The organism is Pseudomonas sp. 2(2015) (assembly GCF_000955865.1).
Classification (GTDB): domain Bacteria; phylum Pseudomonadota; class Gammaproteobacteria; order Pseudomonadales; family Pseudomonadaceae; genus Aquipseudomonas.
This window is the reverse complement of record NZ_JYOF01000021.1, coordinates 1-22,726: the sequence shown is the minus strand read 5'-3', so window position 1 is coordinate 22,726 and position 22,726 is coordinate 1. Positions and strand designations below refer to the sequence as shown.

Sequence of the window (22,726 nt, the reverse complement as noted above, 5' to 3'; positions counted from 1 at the left end):
TCAGTAGGCCAGCGACCAGGTCAGGGTGTAGGTGCGGCCACGGCCCTGGTAGTCATAGAGATAGGCCGGGCCATAGGTCGGCGAATAGAACAGCGTCGCGCGCTGGCCCCAGACGGTGCTGTACTGCTTGTCGAGCAGGTTCTGGATACCGGCGCTGAAGGTGCCGAAACCGGTGTCCTGGCTACCCAGCAGGTCGAAGGTGGTGTAGCCGCTGATCGTGTGATCGGCATCGTCCTTGAGGGTGAAGGCGTGGTTTGCCTGCAAACGGGCGCTGCGGCCATCGCCCTTCCAGCCGACGAAAGCGGTGGACTTGGACAGCGACGCATAGCGGGCATCGCGCTTGATCCAGTCGCCGTCTTTGTCTTGCTCTTGCGAGCGCACCAGGTGCAGGGTGCTACCGGCCTCCCAGCCGCTTTCGAAGTGGCGGGTCAGCGCGCCTTCAAAGCCGAAGTCGCGGCTTTTCTGCTCTTCGACATTGATGGTCAAAGTGGCCATGTCGGTGGTGATGATCTTGTCCGACCAGATGTAGTACACCGCGGCCTGGGCGTCCCAGTCGAGGTCGGCGTAGCGCCAGCCCAGTTCCACCTGGCGGCTCTTGATCCCGGCCAGCGGGTTGTCCTCGACGCTCAGGCCCGGCTTGCCGTAGTACTTGGCCGGGTCCGGCAGGTCGAAGCCTTCACCGTAGTTGCTCCAGAGCTGATGGCCGTTCTTGAAGTCGTAGATGGCGCCGAAGTTGAACAGGTTGACCTGGTAGTCGTTGTTGCCGCCGGGCACGTTCTTGAAGTCGCCGACATCGACGTCCATCTGCTGGCGCCGGGCGCCACCGGAAAAGGTCAGGTTATCGGTCGCCTTCCAGTCCAGCTGGGCATAGGCCGAGATGCCGTCGACCCGGTAGCTGGGGTAGCGTGCTGCCTTGCTGGCTTCATCCAGGTCCAGGCCACCGCTTTCGGACGACGTCAGGGCGTTGAAGGTGGTCTGGTCGGCGTTGAAACGCTCACGGTCCAGGTCCACGCCGTAGGTCAGCTTGAGGCTGTCCCACTGCTTGGCAAACAGCGCCTTGAGGCTGCTGACCTCGAAGTTCTGCTGCGAGGCGGCAAAGTACACGCCTTTGGAGCCCGCCGGTTTGCCGGTGTTGTAGTACGGGAACGGGTAGAAGTTGTCGTCTTCCTTGCGGTACGAGGCCTGCAGGTAGAAGTCCTGGCCGAGCACATCGCTGTGGTGGTAGTTGGCGTTGAGCAGCAGGCGCTTGGTGCGCGGCTCAAGATCGGTGGAGTAGCCGCCGCGCAGTTCGGCGTCTTCCAGATCCGACGGGCCGTTGTAGTTCAGGTTGGGAAAGTAGATACCGGTGCTGCCGTGGTTGCCCGAGTCGTAGTACTGGGCCAGCAGGTCGAGGCTCTGCTCGTCGTTGAACTTCAGGCCCAGGCTGCCAAGCACGTCGATGGTGCGGTTGTACTGCAGGTCGGTCTGGGTGTTGTCGATGAAGATCTGCTCGCCGGCGCCGTCGTAGAAGGCTTCGTTCTGCTCGGCAGACACACCCAGGCGCGCATTGATGCGCTCGTTGCCGCCGCTGATCGACTGGGCGATGCGGGTCGACAGGTCGTCGCTGTTGTTGAAGCCGCTGCTGGCACCCAGCTGGGTTTCAAAGCGCGCCGGGCCTGCTTCGCCCTTCTTGGTGACGATATTGATGATGCCGCCGGTGGCGCCGCCGCCGTAGATGGCACTGGCCCCGGAGAGCACTTCGACGCGCTCGACGTTGAACGGCGAGATGCTGTCAAACTGGCGCGACAAACCCCGCGAGCTGTTCTGGCTGACGCCGTCGATCATCACCAGGACATTGCGCCCGCGCATGTTCTGCCCGTAGTTGGTACGCCCTTCCGGCGCCAGGTCCAGACCCGGGACCAGCTTGCCGATAGCTTCCTTGAGGCTGACGCCGCTGTCGATCTGCTCACGCAGTTGCTGCTGGTCGACCACCCAGACAGTACCGGGGATTTCGCTGATCGAAGTGCTGGTACGCGAGGCGACGCTGACTTCGATGGGCTTGAGGCTGACGCTTTGCGCTGCCGCGCTCTTGCGCAGGATCACCGTATTCTGCGCGCTGAACTGCCAGCTCATGCCGCTGCCGGCCAGCAGGCTCTGCAAGGCCTGGGCAATGCTGTAACGGCCCTGGAGCGCCGGGCTTTGCCGGCCCGCCACATCCTGGCTGGTGAACAACAGGTGCAGGCCGGCCTGGTCGGCGAAGGCGGTCAGTGCCTGGTCGAGGTTCTGCGCAGGCAAGTCCAGGGATACTTCACGCTCCTGTTGGGTGCTGGCGGCTTTTACCGGGTCGGCGGCGTGCACCTGCAGGGTGCCGAGCAACGCGGCGACGGCGGTCGAGGCTAGCAGGACGTGTTTGAAATAACCGGTGGAACGGGCGATTGGCTTGAGCGGACCCTTCACTGTTTTCTTCCAGGCAAATGGTTGTAAATGAGAATGGATTGCTGATCAGTCTCACTACGACGATTGGGCGAAGAAGAACTTGCAGTGGCAATTCGAAAATATTTTTTGCGCAGTTACGACCCTATCGCTGGCAAGCCAGCTCCCACAGGTACGGTGCATGCAATACCTGTGGGAGCTGGCTTGCCAGCGATGAGGCCCGTCAGTTCACCACCGCCAGCCAGGGCAGGTAGGTAACTTTCAGCGCATAGCGCTGTTCAAGGGTGCGCAACAAGCCTTCAGGGTCGTTCAGGTCAAACACCCCGCTGACCTGCAGCGCCGCCAGTTGCTGATCCGACAGCACGATGCGCCCGTGCTGATAACGCTCAAGTTCGGCCAGCACTTCGCGCAGCGGCTTGCCGTTGAAGATCAGCTTGCCGCGCTGCCAGGCGGTTTGCGCGCGGGCGTCGGGCGAGGTTTCCAGCACCTGCCCGCCTACCTGCGCCTGGCCCTGGGCTACCACCACGCGATTGCGCACGCCATCACGGCGCACACTGAACACCGCAGCGCTGCCCTGCACCGGCTCGGCGCCAGCATCGACCACGAACGGCCGCGGGTCGGCAGCAGGCTCGAACAAGGCCTCGCCGGCCTTGAGCAGCACGCGGCGCTCACCACTGCTGAATTCCACCGACAGCGCACTGCCACTGTTGAGGGTGACCTGCGAGCCATCGGCAAGGGTGATGCGCTGCTGCTGGCCCACCCCGGTGTGGTAGTCGGCAAGCAGGGCCGGCGCCTGCTGCACGCCGCCGTAGCCGACCAGTGCCAACACCAGCGAGGCGGCCACGGCCGAGCCCCAGCGCCGCCAACGTGGCGCCGGCGCGGCTACTTCTGCCGCCGCCCGGGTCTGCCCCAGGTCTGCCCACAGTGCCTCGGCTTCACCCGCAGCCTCGGCATGCGCCGGGCTCAGCGCACACCAGCGCTGGTAGCGTTGGCGGTCAGCGGCGCTGGCGTTGCCCGAATGCAGCAGCACCTGCCAGTCGAGGGCATCATCGGACAAATCGCTGATCGGTTGCGGCGCAGGCATGGCGTAGGCGTCAGTCATGGTTGTGTTTGAGCCAGTCGCGGCAATGGCGCAGGGCCTGGCCGATGTATTTTGCCACCATGCTCTCGGAAACGCCCAGCCGTTGTGCAATCTGCGCCTGGGTCAGGCCTTCGACGCGGTTGAGCAGCAAGGCCTGACGGGCGTTGGCCGACAGTTGCAGCAAGGCTTCATCGAGCAGCTCCAGGCGCTCACTGGCGAGCAACGCAGCTTCCGGTGCCGGCGCCGGGCATGGCACCTGACGCGCCGCTTCGCTGTCGTCGAGGCTGCTGCTCATGCGTTGTTCGCGGCGCAAGGTATCGATGGCCAGGTTGCCGGCCACGCGAAAGATGAAGCTGCGTGCATGCAGCACGGGCAGGTCCTGCTGCTCGATCTTCACCAGTTTCAGGTAGGTTTCCTGGGCGACGTCGGCGGCCCGCTGGCGGTCGCTCATGCGCCGGGTCAGGAACTGCAGCAGGTCATCGTAATGTTCCTGGAAGCTTGCAAGCAGCCCGGACACGGGAGACGTCAACATGAAGGATTCGATGGCCAGTGGGAAGAATTAGCGGACGTTAATGAGAACAAGTATCTTTCATAACGTACAGGACTTTCAACGCCGCTGTGCATTTGCCACACTCGGGGCTGTTTTCGCTGGAGCTATGCCGTGACCCGATACTTACGCCTGTGCCTGGCCCTGCTGTTGATCGGCGGTTTGAACGCCTGCGCCCTGTTGCAGCCCCGCGACCCGGTGAACATCAGCGTGATCGGCATCGAGCCCCTGCCCGGCCAGGACCTGGAACTGCGCATGGCGGTGAAGATCCGTGTGCAGAACCCCAACGAAACCGCAATCGACTACAACGGCATCGCCCTCAACCTTGAGGTCAATGGCCAGCCGCTGGCGGCCGGTGTCAGCGATCGCAGTGGCAGCATCGGGCGTTTCAGCGAGCAGGTACTGGTAGTGCCGGTGAGCATCACCGCGTTCTCGGTGCTGCGCCAGGCCGTGGGCCTGAGCCAGGTGCGCAGCCTCGATGGCCTGCCGTACACGGTGCGCGGCAAGCTGGCCGGTGGCGCCTTCGGGACCCGGCGCTTCAGTGACAGCGGCCGGCTCAACCTGCCACAGCCAGCCAAAGCCACCTGGTGATGGCGTGATGGGCCCGGGGGCTTACTTGGCCGCGGCCATCAGCTTGTTGACTTCACTGCGGACCATGTTGGCGTACTCGGGCGGCGACATGCCGTCCAGCTCTGCCCGCACCCATTCGGCCCACTTGCCCTTGCGCCGCGGCTTTTCGGCGATGATTCGCGCCGCATCGGCCTTGGCCTTGCCCAGGTTGGTCTGCCAGAGCTCGAACAGGCGTGCTTTCTCGTCCTCGATCTGCGCCCGTTCGGCGAAGCTCTTGTTGGCCAGATTGAAACTCATGAGGGGTGTCCTGCCGCTAGAAAATAGGCGCTATCTTACACTGTAGCCGCCGATGCCCGGCAAACCGCTGCAACTTTCAGCGCCCGCCGGCATCCACTGTTCAATGCCCATCAACTGACGAGGAAGCACCCATGGCCAGGAAAACCACCGTGCAAAGCGATGCCGAGCAAATCAAGGACCAGGCGTTCAGTGAGCTGCAGGCGTTGATCGAGGAGTCGGAAAAACTGCTCAGCGAAAGCGCCGCGCTGGTTGGCGAAGAAGCCGAAACCCTGCGCGCCCAGGTCGGACTGAAACTGAAACAGGCCCGCGACGCGGTCACTGGCGTGCGCAGCAAGGCGCAGCCGGTGGTCGAGGCCACCCAGGACTACATCGGCGGCCATCCGTGGCAGACGGTGGCGATTTCGGCAGGCTTTGGCCTGGTGGTCGGTTTGCTGCTGGGGCGCAGGCCATAAACGCATCGCAGGTCCTGCTCGCTCCTGTAAGAGCAGGCAGGACCTGCGATGAACTCAACGCAAACTCAACGGCTGCACCAGCCCACAGGCAATCGCCATGCCCACCAGCGCCGGCAAATGCTCGGCCTGCATGCGCTTCATGACCCGCGAGCGATAGAGGTCGACGGTCTTCACGCTGACCTGCAACTGCTCGGCAATTTCCCGATTGGTATAGCCCTGCACCAACGGCAGGAACACATCGCGCTCACGGGGCGTCAGGCTATCGACACGTGCCTGCACCGCTTCCAGCGGCCCGGCATGACGCGCCTGGCCAAGGGCGGCCTGAACGCTGTCGAGCAGTAGTTGGTCGTTGTAGGGTTTCTCGATGAAATCGCAGGCCCCGGCCTTGAAGGCGCGCACCACGATCGGCACATCGGCATGGCCGCTGACGAAGATTACCGGCAAATCGATGCCGCGGGCGCGCAGCGCTTCCTGCACGCTCAAACCGCCCATGCCCGGCATGCGCACATCCAGCAGCACGCACGCCGGCCGATGGCTGTCGCAAGCGTCAAGAAAGGTCTGGCCACTGGTGAACGGCAGCGCCTGTAAGCCCACCGACTCGAGCAACCACAGGGTCGAATCGAGCATGCCCTGGTCATCGTCGACCACATACACCCGCGGTTCCTGCATATCACTCCCCACTGTTGGCCACCGGCGCCAGCCGGCAGCACAAGATCAATCCGCCCGCCTCACCAGGCTGGGCCTGCAAGGTGCCACCAAAGCCTTCGATGATACTGCGGCTCATGCTCAAGCCCAGCCCCAAGCCGTCCGCCTTGCTGGTGTTGAACGGCGTGAAGATACCGTCCAGGCGCTCGGCCGCCACCCCCGGGCCCTGGTCGCTGACGCGGATCGCCAGCCAACCGGCCTCAAGCTGGGCGCTGAGCAGGATACCCGAGGCCCGGCCGTTGTGCTGTTCGCGATTGGCATCGATGGCGTTGCGCAACAGGTTGAGCAGCACCTGCTCGAGCAGCACCCGGTCGGCGTACACCGCGGGCAGCCCGGCGACCACACGTTGCTCGATGCTCACCTGGTCACGGCTGGCCTCCCAGTCGCACAGGCGCACCGCCTCGGCCACGACATCGGCAATCGCCAGGGCCTGCAAGCGCCGCGGTTCCTTGCGCAGGAAGGCGCGCAAGCGCTTGATCACCTCGGCGGCATGGGTCGCCTGTTCGTTGATGCGCTGCAAGCCCTGGGCGACCCGTTGCGCCGCCTGTGGGTCGCGCTCAACGGCTTGCAGGTAGCGCAGGCTGGCGCTGGCGTAATTGACCACCGCCGCCAGCGGCTGGTTGATTTCATGGGCGATCCCCGAGGCCAGCTCACCGAGGGTGATCAGCCGGGCGCTGTGGGCCAGTTCGTCCTGATGGCGGCGCTGCTGGCTTTCGCGCAGTTCCCGCTCGGTCATGTCGCGAGCCACCAGCGAGTAGTAGCGCTCGCCACCGGCAGCGCGATGGGCCAGCAGCACCAGCGATACCGGGAACGCCGCGCCGCCCTGATGCGGCACCAGCCGCGCCTCGGCCTGCCACACGCTCTGCTGCTCGGCGCGCTGCCAGCCTTCGCTGTGCAGGCGTTGCTGCAGCGCTGGGTCGAGCAAGGCCTGCAAGCCGGGCAGCGGCTCGACTCCCTGCAGCCCCAGGGCCCGGCGCGCCGAACGGTTGAGGTAGCTGAGGCGGCCGTCGCGGTCACTGAACAGCACCAGGTCAGTGTTGGCTTCGACCACTTCGGCCAGGCGCCGGCGGTTTTCCTGGGCCTCGATGCGCACGCTGATGTCGCGCGAGACGCTGACAATTTCTACCACCGCGCCAGTGTAGGTTTCGCGGATGGCGCGGCTGGCGATCTCGAACCACAGGTAACGGCCATCACGGTGGCGCACCCGCCAGGTCATGGTCTGGTAGCCGTCCTGCTCCAGCGCCTGGGACGCCTGCAACAGCGCTTGCCGGCGATCCTGCGGGTGAAACAGCGACTGCACCGGCACCCCGCGCAGCTCCTCTGGCCAGTAACCGAGCAGGCGCAAGGCGGCAGGCGAAGCATCGATAAAGCGGCCATCGGGCGTGTGCCGGGAAATCAGGTCGGTGGTGTTCTCGGTGATCAACCGGTACAGGCGCCGGGCCTGGCTGGCGTCGCGCTCGCCCTGGCGCTCCGGGGTGGCGTCGCGGCAACGCGCCAGCACTTGCTGGCCGGCGTCATCGGGGATGAAGGTCCAGAGCAGAATCTGCCCGGCCACCTGCGCCTCGACCTCGCTGATCGCCCGCCCCTGCTCCAGGCAAGCGCGTACCAGGGCCCGGTAGTTGCTCGGTAGCCAGCGCTCGACGTCACGCTCGGGGCCCATCAAGGCCTGCAAGGCTGGATTGCTGGTCAGCAGACGAGCCTCGGCATCCAGCAACAGGCTCGGTTGCGGGTCCTTGGCCAGCAGCAGGGAAAACGAAGTATCCAAAAACGGTGCCTCTGGGCTTTTATAGTATTTATACCATATTGCTATAGTCTATCTTCCAGTTACCATAGCCATTCGCGTAAAACTTGCGACAGCGGAAGGGCCTGCCCTTCACGACACCTGAACAGAGCTAACAATCAGCCATCGGGGGTTTCAGTTCGCCAATGGGCGGCTGCCTCCTGCACAGGACGACCTCATGTCGATTTTCTCCCAGGGCCTGGCGCCCGCCCCTGTCAATCATGTTGCCTTGAGCCCCTTGAGTTTCATCGAGCGTACCGCCGCCGTCTATGGCCAGTACCCGGCAGTGATTCATGGCGCGATCCGCCGTAACTGGCAACAGACCTATGAACGTTCGCGCCGCCTGGCCAGCGCCCTGGCCGGGCGCGGTATCGGCCAGGGCGATACGGTGGCGGTGATGCTGCCGAACATTCCGGCCATGCTTGAAGCGCACTTTGGCGTGCCGATGATCGGCGCCGTGCTCAACGCCCTCAACGTGCGCCTGGATGCCGAAGCGATTGCCTTCATGCTCGAGCACGGCGAAGCCAAGGTGCTGATCACTGACCGCGAATTTCACAAGGTCATCGAAGCGGCCCTGGCGCTGATGAAATACCCGCCGCTGGTGATCGATGTCGATGACCCGGAATACGGCGAAGGCCAGGCGGTCAGCGACCTCGACTACGAGGCGTTTCTGGCTGAAGGCGACCCCGAGTTCGCCTGGCACTGGCCCGAGGACGAATGGCAGGCGATCTCGCTGAACTACACCTCCGGTACCACCGGCAATCCCAAGGGCGTGGTCTACCACCACCGCGGCGCTTACCTCAATGCCCTGGGCAACCAGATGACCTGGGCCATGGGCAACCATCCGGTGTACCTGTGGACGTTGCCGATGTTCCACTGCAACGGCTGGTGCTACCCCTGGACCGTCACCGCCCTGGCCGGCACTCATGTGTTCCTGCGCCGGGTCGACCCGCAGAAGATTCTTACCCTGATCCGCGAGCACCAGGTCAGCCACCTGTGCGGCGCGCCGATCGTGCTCAATGCGCTGATCAACATGCCCGAGTCGGCCAAGGCAGCGATCGATCACCCGGTCAATGCCATGGTTGCCGGTGCGGCGCCACCGGCCAAGGTCATTGGTGCGGTGGAAGAAATGGGCATCAAAGTCACCCACGTCTATGGCCTGACCGAAGTCTATGGCCCGGTGACCGTCTGCGCCTGGCACGCCGAGTGGGATGAGCAACCGCTGGCTGAACGGGCGCGGATCAAATCGCGCCAGGGCGTGCGTTACCCGACCCTCGAAGGCCTGATGGTCGCCGACCCGCAAACCCTGGAGCCGGTGCAACGCGACGGCAACACCCTGGGCGAGATCTTCATGCGTGGCAACACGGTAATGAAGGGCTACCTGAAAAACCCCGAAGCCACCAGCGAGGCCTTCCGGGGTGGCTGGTTCCACACCGGCGACCTGGCCGTTTGGCATGCCGACGGTTACGTCGAGATCAAGGACCGGCTCAAGGACATCATCATTTCCGGTGGCGAGAACATCTCTACCATTGAAGTCGAAGACACCCTGTACAAACACCCGGCAGTCCTCGAAGCCGCCGTGGTCGCCCGCCCGGATGAAAAGTGGGGTGAAACCCCTTGCGCCTACATCACCCTCAAGGCCGGCTGCGAGGCCACCCGCGAAGCCGAGATCATCGCCTTTTGCCGCGAGCACCTGGCCGGCTTCAAGCTACCGAAGACCGTGGTATTCAGCGAGTTGCCGAAGACCTCCACCGGCAAGATCCAGAAGTACCTGTTGCGCGACTGGGCCAAGGCGCTCTGACCCCCTTTGACAGCGAGAACTGCCATGCCTGAATTCAATGCTCCCCTGCGCGACATGCGCTTTGTCCTTCATGAAGTGTTCCATGGCCCGGCGCTGTGGGCGCGCCTGCCGACCCTGGCCGAGCGGGTCGATGCCGACACCGCCGATGCCATCCTCGAAGAGGCGGCAAAAATCACCAGCCAGCTGATTGCCCCGCTCAACCGCAGCGGCGATGAACAGGGCGTGGCCTTCGAGGCCGGTGGCGTGCGCACCCCGGACGGCTTTCGCCAGGCCTGGCAAACCTACCGCGACGGTGGCTGGGTGGGCCTGGCCGGTAATCCTGAGTTTGGCGGCCTGGGCATGCCGAAGATGCTCGCGGTGCAGTTCGAAGAAATGCTCTATGCCGCCAACTGCAGCTTCAGCCTGTACTCGGCCCTGAGCGCCGGCTGCTGCCTGGCGATCGACGCCCACGCCAGTGAAGCACTCAAGGCCAGTTACCTGCCGGCGCTGTACAGCGGCCAATGGGCCGGCACCATGTGCCTGACCGAGCCCCATGCCGGCACTGACCTGGGGATCATTCGCAGCAAGGCCGAGCCCCAGGCCGATGGCAGCTACAAGGTCAGCGGCACCAAAATTTTCATCACCGGCGGCGACCAGGACCTGACCGAGAACATCATCCACCTGGTGCTGGCCAAGCTGCCGGATGCGCCGGCCGGGCCCAAGGGCATCTCGCTGTTCCTGGTGCCCAAGCGCCTGGTCAATGCCGACGGCAGCCTGGGCGCCAGCAACGCGGTGAGCTGCGGTTCGCTCGAGCACAAAATGGGCATCAAGGCCTCGGCCACCTGCGTGATGAACTTCGACGGCGCCAGCGGCTACCTGATCGGTGAACCCAATCGCGGCCTGGCGGCGATGTTCACGATGATGAATTACGAGCGCCTGTCGATTGGCATCCAGGGCATTGGCTGCGCCGAGGCCTCGTACCAGAACGCCGCCCGCTATGCCTGTGAGCGCCTGCAAAGCCGCGCGGCCAGCGGCGCCCAGAACAAGCAGCAGATTGCCGACCCGATCATCGTCCACCCGGATGTGCGGCGCATGTTGCTGACCATGCGCGCCCTCACCGAAGGCGGGCGCGCCTTCGCCACCTATGTCGGCCAGCAACTGGATATCGCCAAGTACGCCGAAGACGCCGATGAACGCAACGCGGCGCAACGCCAGGTGGCCTTGCTGACGCCGGTGGCCAAGGCCTTTTTCACCGACAACGGCCTGGAAAGCTGCGTGCTCGGCCAGCAGGTGTTCGGCGGCCACGGCTACATTCGCGAATGGGGCCAGGAGCAGCTGGTGCGGGATGTGCGCATCGCGCAGATCTACGAAGGCACCAACGGTATCCAGGCCCTGGACCTGCTCGGGCGCAAGGTGGTGGCCGATGGCGGCCAGGCGCTGGCGGCCTTTGCCGCGCAGATTCGCCAGTTCAGCGAAACTGAGCCGCCGTTCCGCCAGCCGCTGCTCAAGGCCCTGGGCGAGCTCGAAGACCTCAGCCAGTGGCTGTGCGAGCAAGCGCGCCATGACCCGAATGCCATCGGCGCGGCCTCTGTGGAGTACCTGCAGCTGTTCGGCTACGTTGCCTACGCCTACATGTGGTCACGCATGGCAGCGGTCGCCCGCGATTCGCTGGTTCAGGACCCTGCCTTCTACGGTGCCAAGTTGGCCAGCGCCGGGTTCTTTTTCGAACGCCTGCTGCCACGCACCCTGTCGCTGCACGCGAGCATTCGCGCCGGCAGTGCTTCATTGTTCGAGCTGGATGCCGCGCAGTTCTGAAAACAACCTGCGCCGCTGCTCAGTGGCGCAGGCCTACCTTTCGTCTGTGATTTTGTAGGTAATCATTGTCAGATCCGCGGTTTTACGGGGTTTTGACGGTAAAAAATCTTACAACTGATAGTCATTCGCCATTATCTCGGTTCTCGCCCGCCTACCCTGCAAGGTAGAATGGACAAAACCGGGAGTTTCAATGAACCACACCAGTCTCAGCGACGCCGAACACGATGCCATCACCGATGCCGCCGCACAGTGGTGCCTGCGCCTGCAAGCTGAAGACTGTACCGCCGCCGAGCGACGCGCGTTCGAGCAATGGCTGAAAGCCCACCCGCTGCACCTGCAGGAATATCAGGCGATGGTCGAGATCTGGCAAACCGCCGATCACTTGCCACGCAGTTTCCCGGACAACGTCGTAGCGCTGCCTCGACCGCAGCGCAGCCAATGGCAACGGTTGGCCAGCGCCGCAGCCATCGCCCTGGTCGCCCTGCCAGCCGGCGCCTGGATCGGTTGGGAACAAGGCTGGCTGCCCAATAGCTACCAGTCCCTGGAGACCGGCGAGCGGGTCAATCGCGTAGTGCTCAGTGATGGCAGTGAAGTCGAACTCAACCTCAATACCGAACTGCGCTTCACCAACTACAAGGATGAGCGCCGGGTAACCCTGGTCAGGGGCGAGGCGTTCTTCAAGGTCCGTCACGACAGCCAGCACCCGTTCGTGGTGCACGCGGCCAATGGCTGGACGCGGGTCACCGGCACCCAGTTCAACGTGTGGAAGTACGATGACCAGGTCAAAGTCACGCTGGTCGAAGGCTCGGTGCTGGTCAGCAGTGACGGCAACGCCAGCGACAGCAGCTATCGCCTTGGCCCGGGCATGCAGGCCAGCTACAAGGCCGGCGACTATGAGCCACGTCTGGACCAGACCGCCAACCAGGACAACAGCCTGGCCTGGCGTACGGGCAAGCTGATCCTCGACAACCAGAGCCTGGCCCAGGCCCTGCCGATGATCAACCGCTACCTGGAAAAACCGCTGCTGCTGGCCGATACCGGTACCGGCAGCATCCGCATCAGCGGCATCTACAACACCAGCGAGATCAAGCGCCTGGTCAGCACCCTGCCCAAGGTGCTGCCGGTGTACCTGACCCAGAACAAGAACGGCAACATGGTGCTCAACCGCATCTCGCCGCCGCCCGCCAAAGGCTGAGCCTTGCGCTCAGCCCTCGCCCTGCCCTAGAGCATCATCGCCGCCAGCCAACCGAATGCCAGCAACGGCAGGTTGTAGTGGATGAAAGTCGGTACAACCGTGTCCCAGATATGATGATGCTGGCCGTCGACGTTCAGGCCCGAGGTCGGCCCCAGGGTCGAGTCCGAGGCAGGTGATCCGGCATCGCCCAGAGCACCGGCGGTACCGACGATGCACACCGTGGCCACAGGATCAAAGCCCAGCTGTACGCACAGCGGCACGAAGATCGCTGCCAGGATCGGCACGGTGGAGAACGACGAGCCGATGCCCATGGTCACCAGCAGGCCCACCAGCAGCATCAGCAGTGCGCCGACGCCCTTGCTGTGGTTGATCCAGGACGCCGAAGTCTCGACCAGGGTCTTGACCTCGCCGGTGGCTTTCATCACCTCGGCAAAGCCCGAAGCGGCGATCATGATGAAGCCGATCATGGCCATCATCTTCATGCCTTCGGTAAACAGGTCGTCGGTGTCTTTCCAGCGCACGATGCCCGACACCGAGAAGATCAGAAAGCCGGCCATGGCACCGATAATCATCGAGTCCAGCCACAGCTGGATGATGAACGCTGCAGCAATGGCAACGCCCGCTACCAGCAGGGTCAGCGGGTTGTAGCTGACCGCCACCTGCTCGACCTGTTCGATTTTCTCCAGGTTGTACACGCGCTTTTTGCGGTAGCTGATGAACACCGCCACCAGCAAGCCGAAGAGCATGCCCGCAGCCGGGATGGCCATGGCATGGGTAACGTTGACGCCGCTGACATCCACACCGCTGCGGCTGACGTTGGCCAGAAGGATTTCATTGAGGAAGATATTGCCGAAACCCACTGGCAGGAACATGTACGGGGTGATCAGGCCGAAGGTCATCACACAGGCCACCAGGCGCCGGTCGATCTGCAGCTTGGTCAGCACGTACAGCAGGGGCGGCACCAGCAACGGAATGAAGGCAATGTGGATGGGCAGGATGTTCTGCGAGGAAATCGCCACCACCAGCAGCAGGCCGATCAGTAACCACTTGACCTTGCCGCCTTCGCCATGGCCTTGGCGATCGACCATGGCCAGGGCGCGGTCGGCCAGGGCGTGGGCCATGCCCGACTTGGCGATGGCCACGGCGAAGGCGCCGAGCAAGGCGTACGACAACGCCACCGTAGCACCGCCACCCAGCCCGCCATTGAACGCCTTGAGCGTGCCTTCGATGCCCAGGCCACCCACCAGGCCACCGGCCAGGGCGCCGATGATCAGGGCAATCACCACATGCACACGGGACAGGCTCAATATCAGCATGATGCCGACCGCGGCAATTACTGCATTCATTCTGTAACCTCTAGAAACCAGACAAAAAGCGACCGATCCGGCGACAGACTGCCCGCGAGCAGTGGCCGAACGACAGGTATTTTTATGGGAGGGCGCACACTTTGAAGCAGCCCCCCGCACTTGTCAAAAAAAGGCCTTGGCGACCTGCGACAACGTGTCGCTTGAATAGACGAAAACGACGCATTTCAATTGAACGTTTGAATAAAGAAAACGGCATCGCGGCCGACATAGTCGGCAGCCTCAATCTTTCAGGATCAAAGGACTTCGCCATGTCGTTCAGACAACTTTCCATTCAGTGGAAGATCACCCTGCTGGCCGGCCTGTGCCTGGCCGGCATCGTCACCCTGCTGGTGGGACTCTCGCTGTATCGCATGGAGCACAGCACGCAACTGGTCAAGGCCAGCAGCATGCAGATGCTCACCGAAGCGGCCCAGGGGCGCATTGAATCCCAGGGTGAAGTCCAGGCACTGAACATCCGTCGCCAGTTCATGGACGCCTACCAGTATGGCGCCGGCTTCTCGCGCCAGGTGCTGTTTTTGCGCGAGCAGGCCGAAAAACGCTTCCTCGATGCCTTCGACCTGCGCGAAGACATGACCCGCCAGGTGCGCGCGGCCCTGCAGGCCAACCCCGAGCTGCTCGGCCTGTCGCTGGTGTTCGAGCCCAACGCGCTGGACAACAAGGACGCGTTGTTCGTCGACCAGAAAGACCTGGGCAGCAACGAGAAAGGCCGCTTCGCCCTGTACTGGTCGCAACCGACCCCGGGCCAGCTGACCTCGATGGCGCTGCCCGAACGCGACATGAATGACACCAGCATCGGCCCCAGCGGCGAGCCGGCCAACACCTGGTCGGTGTGCCCGCGCACCACCGGCAAGGTCTGTGTGATCGAGCCCTACTTCTATGAGATCAACGGCCAGCAGGTGCTGATGACCAGCATCGTGTTCCCGCTGAAGGCGGCCGACAAAGTCATCGCCACCCTGTCCATCGACATCAATCTCAACAGCCTGCAGGCCATGAGCCAACAGGCCAGCCGCAACCTGTACCAGGGCCAGACCCAGGTCGGCATCCTCAGCCCCGTGGGGCTGCTGGCCGGCTACAGCCCGGACGCCAGCAAGCTGGCCCAGCGCTTTGACCAGGTCGACAGCGAAAAAGGCGCCGAACTGATCCGCCTGCTCGGCGACAGCACGCCGCTGCACAGCATCCACCATAACCAGCGCCTGAAAGTGCTGGCCTCGTTTGCGCCAATACCTGGCGGCAAGCCCTGGGGCGTGCTGCTCGACGTGCCGGAAAGCGCCCTGACCGGCCCGGCCGAAGCCCTCAAGCAAGAGCTCGACCAGCGCAACACCAGCGGCACCCTGATGGAATTGGGCCTGGGCCTGCTGGCGGCCATCGTCGGCTTGTTGCTGATCTGGTTGATGGCGCGCACCGTGACCCGGCCGATCCTTGGCGTGGCGGCGATGCTCAAGGACATCGCCAGCGGCGAAGGCGACCTGACCCGGCGCCTGACTTACGACAAGCGCGACGAACTGGGCGAACTGGCCGGCTGGTTCAACCGTTTTCTCGACAAGCTGCAACCGACCATTGCCGAGGTCAAGCGCTCGGTCCAGGCCGCCCGCGATACCGCCGACCAGTCTTCGGCCATCGCCACCCAGACCAGCGCCGGCATGGAGCAGCAGTATCGCCAGGTCGACCAGGTGGCCACCGCTTCCCATGAGATGAGCGCCACCGCCCAGGACGTCGCCCGCAGCGCTGCGCAAGCCGCCCAGGCCGCCCGCGACGCCGACCAGGCGACCCGCCAGGGCCTGGCGGTGATCGACCGTACCACCAGCAGCATCGACACCCTGGCTGCCGACATGAACACCGCCATGAGCCAGGTCGAGGGCCTGGCCGAGAACAGCGAGAAGATCGGTTCGGTGCTGGAAGTAATCCGCTCGATTGCCGAGCAGACCAACCTGCTGGCCCTCAACGCCGCCATCGAGGCCGCGCGTGCCGGTGAAGCCGGCCGTGGTTTTGCCGTGGTTGCCGACGAGGTGCGCAATCTGGCGCGCCGGACCCAGGAGTCGGTAGAAGAAACCCGCCAGGTCATCGAACAGCTGCAAGCCGGTACCCGCGACGTGGTCGGCGCCATGGACAGCAGCCATCGCCAGGCCCAGGGCAGCGTCGAACAGGTCGGCCAGGCAGTCACCGCCCTGCAGCAGATCGGCAATGCGGTCACGGTGATCAGCGACATGAACCTGCAGATCGCCAGCGCCGCCGAAGAACAGAGCGCGGTGGCCGAAGAAATCAACAGCAACGTGGCGACCATTCGTGATGTCACCGAATCGCTGTCGGAACAGGCCAACGAATCGGCGCGGGTCAGCCAGTCGCTCAACAGCCTGGCCAACCAGCAGCAGGGGCTGATGGATCAGTTCCGGGTGTAACCTTGTGGGAGCTGGCTTGCCAGCGATCGAGCGCAACAGCATGCCGGCCCCATCGCTGGCAAGCCAGCTCCCACAAAAAGCTCACCTGCACGCTTCTACTACACTTGCCGGACTCCCTACCCTGCGAGCGAGGCACAATGAAGCCGATCACCACCTTGCTGGCCAGCGCCTTCCTGGCGCTGGGCCTGATCACCTCAAGCGACGCCGCCGATAAATCCACGCCCATTCGCTTTGGCGACATCACCTGGGAAAGCGGCAGCCTCACCACCGAAATCCTGCGGCTGATTGTCGAAAAAGGCTACGGCTACCCCACCGATACCCTGCCCGGCAGCACCGTGAGCATGGAAGTGGCGCTGGCGCGCAACGACATCCAGGTCATCGGTGAGGAATGGGCCGGCCGCAGCCCGGCCTGGATCAAGGCCGAGCAGGCCGGCCAGGTGTTCAGCATCGGCGATACGGTGAAGAACGCCGATGAGGGCTGGTATGTGCCGGCCTACGTGATCAAGAACCGGGCACCAAAGCTGCGCTCGGTGACTGACCTCAAGCAGTACAAGGCCGTGTTCAAGGACCCTGAGTCCGCAGACAAGGGCCGCTTCCTCAACAGCCCCAGCGGCTGGACCTCCGAGACCGTCAACAGCCAGAAGCTCAAGGCCTACGGGCTGGACCAGGACTACGTGAACTTTCGCAGTGGCTCGGGCGCGGCGCTCGATGCTGAAATCACCTCGGCGATCCGCCGCGGCAAGCCTGTGTTGTTCTACTACTGGAGCCCTACCCCGCTGATGGGCCGCTACGATCTGGTGCGCCTGGAAGAACCCGCTTTCGATGCCCAGGCCTGGAAGACCCTGACCGATGCCAGCAACCCCAACCCGCAAGGCACGCGCTCACTGCCGGCAAAATTGTCGATTGGTGTTTCGGCGCCATTCAAAAAGGACTATCCCGAACTGGTCGAGTTCTTCGCCAAGGTCGACCTGCCCATCGACACCTTGAACAAGACCCTGGCGCAGATGAGCAAAAAGCGCGAGTCACCCAAGAATGCCGCGCTCAGGTTCATGCGCAACAACCCGCAGATCTGGAAAGCCTGGCTACCCGCCGAAGTGGCGAGCAAGGTCGAGGCCAGCCTGTGAGTGGAGGTTTTCCCGAAGCGCTGCACTACTCCTTTGCCGATGCCGTTAACCGTTTTGTCGATTGGTTGGTGCTGGCTTACGGCGACCAGCTGCGCAACGTTTCCGATGGCTTGCTGCAGGTGCTGGTCGGCTTCGAGAACCTGCTGCGCCTGGCGCCCTGGTGGCTGTTGCTGGTGATTGTCGCGCTGATGACCTGGCACGCCAGCCGCAGCATCACCCGCGCCCTGGTGCTCAGCGGCCTGTTGTTTCTGATCGGCGTGGTCGGCCTGTGGGACAAGCTCCTGCAGACCTGCGCACTGGTGCTGGTGAGCACCGGCCTGTGCGTATTGATCGGCGTCCCGCTCGGCATCCTCCTGGCCAGCCGACCGTTGGCGCGCAAGCTGCTGATGCCGGTGCTCGATGTCATGCAAACGCTGCCCAGCTTCGTCTACCTGATCCCGGTGCTGATGCTGTTCGGCCTGGGCAAGGTACCGGCGATCTTCGCCACCTTGATCTACGCCCTGCCGCCGTTGATCCGCCTGACCGAACTGGGCCTGAGCCAGATCGACCCGAGCCTGACCCAGGCGGCCCACGGCCTGGGCGCCAGTCGCTGGCAGCGGCTGCGGCGGGTGCAACTACCGCTGGCGCTGCCGAGCATCATGGCCGGGCTCAACCAGTCGGTGATGATGGCGCTGTCGATGGTGGTGGTCGCCTCGATGATTGGCGCGCGCGGCTTGGGCGAGGATGTGCTGGCAGGAATTCAGACGCTCAATGTCGGCAAGGGTGTGGAGGCCGGGTTGGCGATTGTGGCGCTGGCGATGGTGATTGACCGGATCAGTCAGGCGTATGGGCAACCGCGGCGGGGCTAGCGATGCTATCTGACCCTGCGCGGCAGCTCGATACTCACCCGCAAGCCACCCAGCGGGCTCTCAAGCAGACGCATCTGCCCGCCCCAGGCTTCGACGATATCGCGCACGATGCCCAGGCCCAGGCCATGGCCGTCAACCTGCTCGTCAAGCCGGGTACCGCGCTCAAGCACTTGTTCACGAGCCGCCTGCGGAATGCCGGGGCCGTCATCATCGATCCACAGGCAATAGCGTTGCGGCTGTTCTTCGATGCTCAACTGCACCTCGCTGTCGGCCCATTTGCAGGCGTTGTCCAGCAGGTTGCCCAGCAGTTCGAGCAGGTCTTCGCGGTCCCAGGGCAGGAGCAAACCGGGCGGCACCTGCCTGCTCAACTCCAGGCCTTCGCCATGGATCATGCCCAGGGTCGACAGCAGCCCGGGCAGCTCGGCATCGCAATCAAACTGCGCGCCCGGCAACGCATCGCCAGCCAGCCGCGCGCGATTGAGCTCACGGCTCAGGCGCTGCTGGATCTGCTCGAGCTGGTCGCGCAACTGGGCACGGACTTGAGGCAGGTCTTTGAGGCGTTCGCTGGAGGCCAGGCTGAGCAGCACCGCCAACGGTGTCTTCAGCGCATGCCCGAGGTTGCCCAGGGCATTGCGTGAACGACGCAGGCTGTCTTCGGTGTGGGCCAGCAAGTGGTTGATCTGTGCGACCAGGGGCTCAAGCTCGGTAGGCACCTGGGTATCGAGCTGCGAACGCTGGCCTTGCTGCAGTTGGGCGATCTGTTCGCGGGCGCGCTCCAGCGGCCGCAATGAGCGGGTCACGGTGATGCGTTGCAGTACCAGGATCAATAACAGTGCGACCAGGCCCAGCCCCAGGCCGATCTGCTGCATGCGCCTGAAGCCATCGCGCACCGGGGTATAGTCCTGGGCGACGCTGATGGAAATCGCCTGGCCCAGGCGCCGGTAATCGGCACGCAGCACCAACAGTTGCTGGCCTTCCGGCCCCAGCTCCAGGCCGGCGTGCAGCCCCGGGGTTTGCGGCGCCGGCATGTCCATGTCCCACAACGAACGCGAGCGCCAGTTGCCGCCGTCAAAATCGATGCGAAAGTAATAGCCGGAAAACGGCCGCTTATAGGCCGAGGAAATTCGCCGTTCATCCAGTTCAAGGCCGGTCTGCCCGCGTACCAGGGCTACCAGCAGGTTTTCGCTCTCCTTGCGCAGACCGGTCTCCAGGTAGCGCTGCAGGCCAGCCTCGAACAGCCACAGGCTGATCTGCGCCAGGGCCAGCCCGACCAGCACCAATACCGCAATCAGGCCAAGGCTCAGGCGTGCCTGAATCGACTTCACTCGCAGCTCCCGGCATAGCGATAACCCTGGCCACGGCGGGTTTCGATCACGCTACGGCCGAGCTTGCGGCGCAGGTGATTGACGTGCACTTCGAGAACGTTGGAATCGCGCTCGGTCTCACCGTCGTAGAGGTGTTCGGCGAGGTGGCTTTTCGACAGGATCTGTTGCGGGTGCAACATGAAGTAGCGCAACAGGCGAAACTCGGCAGCGGTGAGCTGGATGTCGACGCCGGCGCGGGTGACGCACTGGCGGCCTTCGTCCAGCTGCAGGCCGGCGGCTTCAAGGGTCGGCTGGTTGGCCAGGCCGCGGGCACGGCGTAGCAGCGACTGGATGCGCAGCTGTAGCTCTTCTGGATGAAACGGCTTGCTCAGGTAATCATCGGCACCGGCCTTGAGCCCCTCGATACGCTCGGCCCACGAGCCGCGCGCGGTGAGGATCAGCACCGGGGTCACCAGCCCCGATGCCCGCCACTGGGCCAGTACCTCAAGCCCCGGCAAGCCAGGCAAGCCGAGGTCGAGAATAATCAGGTCATAGGGTTCGCTGCTGCCCTGGTAGACCGCATCCCTGCCGTCGGCCAGCCAGTCGAGCGCATAGCCCTGGCGTTGCAGGCTCTGGGTCAGTTCATCCGCCAGCGGCACGTTGTCCTCGACCAGTAACAGGCGCATCAGTCATCTTCCTCGTCTTTGAGCAGCGCTCCATTGGTAGCGTCGAGCTTGATCTCGCGTACCACGCCTTCAGGGGTCAGCAATTCGACCTCGTACTCATACCTGTCGTGTTTCTCTTCCAGCTCCGCTTCCAGCAGTTTCGCCCCGGGGTAACGCCCCAGGGCGGACTGCAGCAGTTGCTCAAGCGGCAGGATCACGCCCTGCTGACGCAATTGCAGGGCTTCATCCTGATCGAGGTCGCGGGCCGAAGCCAGCGAGCAGAGGGCCAACAGCGCAATGAGAAATGCCTGTGCTGTTCGCATGCAAGGGCTCATCAGGTGTCCTGGGCGTCCTTGAGGACTTCACCGGTCTTGGCATCAAGATCAACGTCCCATTCGACGTTCTGGGCGTCACGCAGCTCGACTTTGTAGACATAGCGGCCGTAGACGTCCTCCAGTTCGGAATCCTTGATGGTAGCGCCTGGGTGCTTGGCCAGCGCCTTGGCGTTCAAGTCGTCCAGGGACATGATGGTCTTGGCCTGAACCAGCTTGACCACTTCATTGGTCGGAATGTCTTTAGCCAGCGCAACGTTGGCGCTCAGGGCAAGGGCAGCAGTGGCGAACAGGGCAGTCAAAGTTTTCATGGTGTCTCTCCGTTGAGATCAAAAATGTTTCTACGGGGCCTAGAGTACCCAACCGAACTTAATTGAAGCTGAAAACAACTGGCGACATGATAGCGCAGCCCTGCCCCACTTCCGGAGCGCTGTTCTTTATAATTACCGGCTCAAGACAGCGAGGCCCGTATGAGTGCAATCCATATCAAGTACCCGGCGCTGACGCTCAAGGCCGGCAATCGCGCCTTGCAGCGCATCCGCGAGCGTGGATTACAGGCTGCCGATGTGGGTGTGCTGCCGGGTGCAGCTGGGGGGCCCAAGGCCCTCGGCATACAAGGCCTGGACCTGGCGTTGTTCGGCCATTGGTTGCCCAGCGCACCCCGTGAGCGGGCGTTGATCGGCGCATCCATCGGCTCCTGGCGCTTTGCCAGCGCCTGCTTGCCCAACCCCGCCCAGGCCCTGCAGCGCCTGGGCCAGCTGTACACCGAACAGGACTTTGCCAAGGGCGTGACCCAGGCCGAAGTCAGCCGCAGCTGCGAGCGCATGCTCGATGAACTGCTCGAAAACCGCGACGCACAGATACTCGCAAGCCCGGGCTACCGCCTGAACATCATGGTGGTCAAAAGCCATGGCCTGCTTGCTGACGATCACCGCGGGCGCCTGGGCATGGGCCTGTCATCGGTCATCGCTGACAACCTGATTGGCCGTGCGCGCCTGTCGCGGCACTTCGAGCGAATCATCTTGCACGACGCCCGCAGCGCTCCGCCATTGCAGCCACTGACGGACTTCCCCTCGCGCTGCCTGCCACTGGATGTTGCGAATTTGCGCCATGGCCTGCTGGCCTCGGGGTCGATCCCGATGGTCATGCAAGGCGTACGCGATATTCCGGGTGTCGGTCAGGGGACCTATCGAGATGGCGGCTTGCTGGACTATCACCTCGACTTGCCCTACTCCGGCGACGACCTGGTGCTCTACCCGCACTTCACCGACAAGGTCATCCCCGGCTGGTTCGACAAGGCCCTGCCGTGGCGCCGTGGGGATACCCAGCGCTTGCGCAATGTGCTGCTGCTTGCGCCTTCGCCGCAGTACCTGGCCAGCCTGCCCTACGGCAAGCTGCCGGATCGTAGCGATTTCAAGCGCTTCATGGGCGATGCGGGCAGCCGTCAGCGTTATTGGCACAAGGCAATGGCTGAAAGCCAGCGCCTGGGCGACGAGCTGCTCGAACTGATAGAAACCGGCAAGCTGCACACGCATCTGCAACCACTGAAGTGACCATGCTGGTAAACTGGCAGCCAGCATTGGTTTACAGAGTCAAGATATCGTGGAAATTTTCAAAGAGTTTACGTTCGAATCGGCCCACCGCCTGCCTCACGTGCCTGAAGGGCACAAGTGCGGTCGCCTGCATGGCCATTCGTTCAAGGTTGCCCTGCACCTGACCGGCCCGCTCGATCCACATACCGGCTGGATCCGCGACTTCTCCGAGATCAAGGCGATCTTCAAGCCGCTGTACGAACAACTGGACCATAACTACCTGAACGACATTCCAGGCCTGGAGAATCCGACCAGCGAAGTGATCGCCAAGTGGATCTGGGACCAGGTCAAGCCGCTGCTGCCAGAGCTGTCCAAGGTGCGCATTCACGAGACCTGCACCAGTGGTTGCGAGTACTACGGCGACTGAGTCGGCGAAGGAAGCGAACAAACCACCCTGCGGGGTGGTTTTTTTTGGCTGGCATTTTATCCAGCTGGGCGCTGAAAAGACAAAACCCCTACCTGCA

20 protein-coding genes and 1 pseudogene are annotated in these 22,726 nt (G+C 63.5%); 10 read left to right on the top strand and 11 right to left on the bottom strand.

Translation table 11 applies throughout. The annotated features are described in order from the left end of the window. The 3 genes and pseudogenes from UB48_RS23515 to UB48_RS23505 form a co-directional block, all read right to left on the bottom strand. On the bottom strand, window positions 1-2,436 hold the full coding sequence (locus UB48_RS23515; RefSeq protein ID WP_045201355.1) for a TonB-dependent receptor: 2,436 nt from the start codon (window positions 2,434-2,436) through the stop codon (window positions 1-3). Between the two features lie 199 nt (window positions 2,437-2,635). Then, window positions 2,636-3,514: a FecR domain-containing protein gene (locus UB48_RS23510; RefSeq protein WP_045201354.1), complete on the bottom strand. Its 879-nt coding sequence runs from the start codon at window positions 3,512-3,514 to the stop codon at window positions 2,636-2,638. A gap of 7 nt (window positions 3,515-3,521) precedes the next feature. After that, window positions 3,522-4,025, bottom strand: a pseudogene (locus UB48_RS23505) (RNA polymerase sigma factor); the annotation flags it as partial. Window positions 4,026-4,154: 129 nt separating this feature from the next. Between UB48_RS23505 and UB48_RS23500 the strand changes: the two are divergent. Continuing rightward, window positions 4,155-4,631: an LEA type 2 family protein gene (locus tag UB48_RS23500; RefSeq protein WP_045201353.1), complete on the top strand. Its 477-nt coding sequence runs from the start codon at window positions 4,155-4,157 to the stop codon at window positions 4,629-4,631. Window positions 4,632-4,652: 21 nt separating this feature from the next. Here UB48_RS23500 and UB48_RS23495 read toward each other — a convergent pair whose 3' ends face one another. Then, window positions 4,653-4,907, bottom strand: coding sequence for a hypothetical protein (locus UB48_RS23495; protein WP_045201352.1), 255 nt, complete (start codon window positions 4,905-4,907; stop codon window positions 4,653-4,655). Between the two features lie 131 nt (window positions 4,908-5,038). Between UB48_RS23495 and UB48_RS23490 the strand changes: the two genes are divergently transcribed. Further along, window positions 5,039-5,359, top strand: a complete 321-nt coding sequence (locus UB48_RS23490) for a YqjD family protein (protein WP_045201351.1) — start codon at window positions 5,039-5,041, stop codon at window positions 5,357-5,359. Window positions 5,360-5,413: 54 nt separating this feature from the next. Here the strand turns inward: UB48_RS23490 and UB48_RS23485 are convergent, their stop codons facing one another. Next, window positions 5,414-6,028 (bottom strand): response regulator transcription factor, encoded by a 615-nt coding sequence (locus UB48_RS23485; protein WP_045201350.1) that lies wholly within the window; start codon window positions 6,026-6,028, stop codon window positions 5,414-5,416. A gap of 1 nt (window position 6,029) precedes the next feature. Continuing rightward, the gene (locus UB48_RS23480; RefSeq protein ID WP_052676561.1) at window positions 6,030-7,829 is read right to left on the bottom strand and encodes a PAS domain S-box protein; all 1,800 of its coding nucleotides are present in this window, start codon (window positions 7,827-7,829) and stop codon (window positions 6,030-6,032) included. A 193-nt stretch (window positions 7,830-8,022) separates the two neighbouring features. On the opposite strand from UB48_RS23480, the gene UB48_RS23475 reads away from it, so the two are divergent. The 3 genes from UB48_RS23475 to UB48_RS23465 all read left to right on the top strand — a co-directional run bounded on the left by UB48_RS23475 (window position 8,023) and on the right by UB48_RS23465 (window position 12,634). Further along, the gene (locus UB48_RS23475; RefSeq protein ID WP_045201348.1) at window positions 8,023-9,645 is read left to right on the top strand and encodes an acyl-CoA synthetase; all 1,623 of its coding nucleotides are present in this window, start codon (window positions 8,023-8,025) and stop codon (window positions 9,643-9,645) included. Window positions 9,646-9,669: 24 nt separating this feature from the next. Further along, on the top strand, window positions 9,670-11,439 hold the full coding sequence (locus UB48_RS23470) for an acyl-CoA dehydrogenase C-terminal domain-containing protein (RefSeq protein WP_045201347.1): 1,770 nt from the start codon (window positions 9,670-9,672) through the stop codon (window positions 11,437-11,439). Window positions 11,440-11,629: 190 nt separating this feature from the next. Next, a complete protein-coding gene (locus UB48_RS23465) occupies window positions 11,630-12,634 on the top strand; it encodes a FecR family protein (protein ID WP_045201346.1) in 1,005 nt (334 codons plus the stop codon). 26 nt (window positions 12,635-12,660) lie between these two features. On the opposite strand, the gene UB48_RS23460 is transcribed toward UB48_RS23465, so the two are convergent. After that, complete coding sequence (locus UB48_RS23460) at window positions 12,661-13,980, bottom strand: Na+/H+ antiporter family protein (protein ID WP_045201345.1); 1,320 nt, start codon at window positions 13,978-13,980, stop codon at window positions 12,661-12,663. 269 nt (window positions 13,981-14,249) lie between these two features. On the opposite strand from UB48_RS23460, the gene UB48_RS23455 reads away from it, so the two are divergent. The 3 genes from UB48_RS23455 (at window position 14,250) to UB48_RS23445 (ending at window position 18,369) form a co-directional block, all read left to right on the top strand. Beyond that, a complete protein-coding gene (locus UB48_RS23455) occupies window positions 14,250-16,397 on the top strand; it encodes a methyl-accepting chemotaxis protein (RefSeq protein ID WP_045201344.1) in 2,148 nt (715 codons plus the stop codon). Window positions 16,398-16,534: 137 nt separating this feature from the next. Then, window positions 16,535-17,521 carry an ABC transporter substrate-binding protein gene (locus UB48_RS23450; RefSeq protein WP_045201343.1) on the top strand — a complete coding sequence of 329 codons (987 nt, stop codon included), beginning with the start codon at window positions 16,535-16,537 and terminating at the stop codon, window positions 17,519-17,521. Further along, window positions 17,518-18,369 carry a proline/glycine betaine ABC transporter permease gene (locus UB48_RS23445; RefSeq protein WP_045201342.1) on the top strand — a complete coding sequence of 284 codons (852 nt, stop codon included), beginning with the start codon at window positions 17,518-17,520 and terminating at the stop codon, window positions 18,367-18,369. Before UB48_RS23450 ends, UB48_RS23445 begins: the two co-directional genes overlap by 4 nt. Before the next feature lie 5 nt (window positions 18,370-18,374). On the opposite strand, the gene UB48_RS23440 is transcribed toward UB48_RS23445, so the two are convergent. Genes UB48_RS23440 through UB48_RS23425 form a run of 4 tightly spaced genes read right to left on the bottom strand, consistent with a single transcriptional unit; the run spans window position 18,375 to window position 20,981 of the window. Beyond that, window positions 18,375-19,694, bottom strand: a complete 1,320-nt coding sequence (locus tag UB48_RS23440; protein ID WP_045201341.1) for a sensor histidine kinase — start codon at window positions 19,692-19,694, stop codon at window positions 18,375-18,377. Further along, window positions 19,691-20,359, bottom strand: a complete 669-nt coding sequence (locus UB48_RS23435) for a response regulator transcription factor (RefSeq protein WP_045201340.1) — start codon at window positions 20,357-20,359, stop codon at window positions 19,691-19,693. The genes UB48_RS23440 and UB48_RS23435 overlap by 4 nt, the downstream gene beginning before the upstream one ends. Continuing rightward, entirely contained in the window at window positions 20,359-20,673 is a 315-nt protein-coding gene (locus UB48_RS23430; protein ID WP_045201339.1) for a PepSY domain-containing protein, read from the bottom strand. The genes UB48_RS23435 and UB48_RS23430 overlap by 1 nt, the downstream gene beginning before the upstream one ends. After that, window positions 20,673-20,981: a PepSY domain-containing protein gene (locus tag UB48_RS23425; RefSeq protein WP_045201338.1), complete on the bottom strand. Its 309-nt coding sequence runs from the start codon at window positions 20,979-20,981 to the stop codon at window positions 20,673-20,675. Before UB48_RS23425 ends, UB48_RS23430 begins: the two co-directional genes overlap by 1 nt. Before the next feature lie 159 nt (window positions 20,982-21,140). On the opposite strand from UB48_RS23425, the gene UB48_RS23420 reads away from it, so the two are divergent. Together UB48_RS23420 and queD are read left to right on the top strand one after the other, a co-directional pair. Next, window positions 21,141-22,223 (top strand): patatin-like phospholipase family protein, encoded by a 1,083-nt coding sequence (locus UB48_RS23420; RefSeq protein ID WP_045201337.1) that lies wholly within the window; start codon window positions 21,141-21,143, stop codon window positions 22,221-22,223. A 49-nt stretch (window positions 22,224-22,272) separates the two neighbouring features. Next, window positions 22,273-22,629, top strand: a complete 357-nt coding sequence (gene queD / locus UB48_RS23415; RefSeq protein WP_010226613.1) for a 6-carboxytetrahydropterin synthase QueD — start codon at window positions 22,273-22,275, stop codon at window positions 22,627-22,629. The last annotated feature ends 97 nt before the right edge of the window (window positions 22,630-22,726 follow it).

Coding starts and splice junctions, on each gene's coding strand:
- UB48_RS23455 (WP_045201344.1), top strand. CDS start 14,250: ATGTCGTTCAGACAACTTTCCATTCAGTGGAAGATCACCCTGCTGGCC.
- UB48_RS23450 (WP_045201343.1), top strand. CDS start 16,535: ATGAAGCCGATCACCACCTTGCTGGCCAGCGCCTTCCTGGCGCTGGGC.
- UB48_RS23430 (WP_045201339.1), bottom strand. CDS start 20,673: ATGAGCCCTTGCATGCGAACAGCACAGGCATTTCTCATTGCGCTGTTG.
- UB48_RS23475 (WP_045201348.1), top strand. CDS start 8,023: ATGTCGATTTTCTCCCAGGGCCTGGCGCCCGCCCCTGTCAATCATGTT.
- UB48_RS23460 (WP_045201345.1), bottom strand. CDS start 13,980: ATGAATGCAGTAATTGCCGCGGTCGGCATCATGCTGATATTGAGCCTG.
- UB48_RS23470 (WP_045201347.1), top strand. CDS start 9,670: ATGCCTGAATTCAATGCTCCCCTGCGCGACATGCGCTTTGTCCTTCAT.
- UB48_RS23420 (WP_045201337.1), top strand. CDS start 21,141: ATGAGTGCAATCCATATCAAGTACCCGGCGCTGACGCTCAAGGCCGGC.
- UB48_RS23490 (WP_045201351.1), top strand. CDS start 5,039: ATGGCCAGGAAAACCACCGTGCAAAGCGATGCCGAGCAAATCAAGGAC.
- UB48_RS23425 (WP_045201338.1), bottom strand. CDS start 20,981: ATGAAAACTTTGACTGCCCTGTTCGCCACTGCTGCCCTTGCCCTGAGC.
- UB48_RS23485 (WP_045201350.1), bottom strand. CDS start 6,028: ATGCAGGAACCGCGGGTGTATGTGGTCGACGATGACCAGGGCATGCTC.
- UB48_RS23510 (WP_045201354.1), bottom strand. CDS start 3,514: ATGACTGACGCCTACGCCATGCCTGCGCCGCAACCGATCAGCGATTTG.
- UB48_RS23495 (WP_045201352.1), bottom strand. CDS start 4,907: ATGAGTTTCAATCTGGCCAACAAGAGCTTCGCCGAACGGGCGCAGATC.
- UB48_RS23465 (WP_045201346.1), top strand. CDS start 11,630: ATGAACCACACCAGTCTCAGCGACGCCGAACACGATGCCATCACCGAT.
- UB48_RS23435 (WP_045201340.1), bottom strand. CDS start 20,359: ATGCGCCTGTTACTGGTCGAGGACAACGTGCCGCTGGCGGATGAACTG.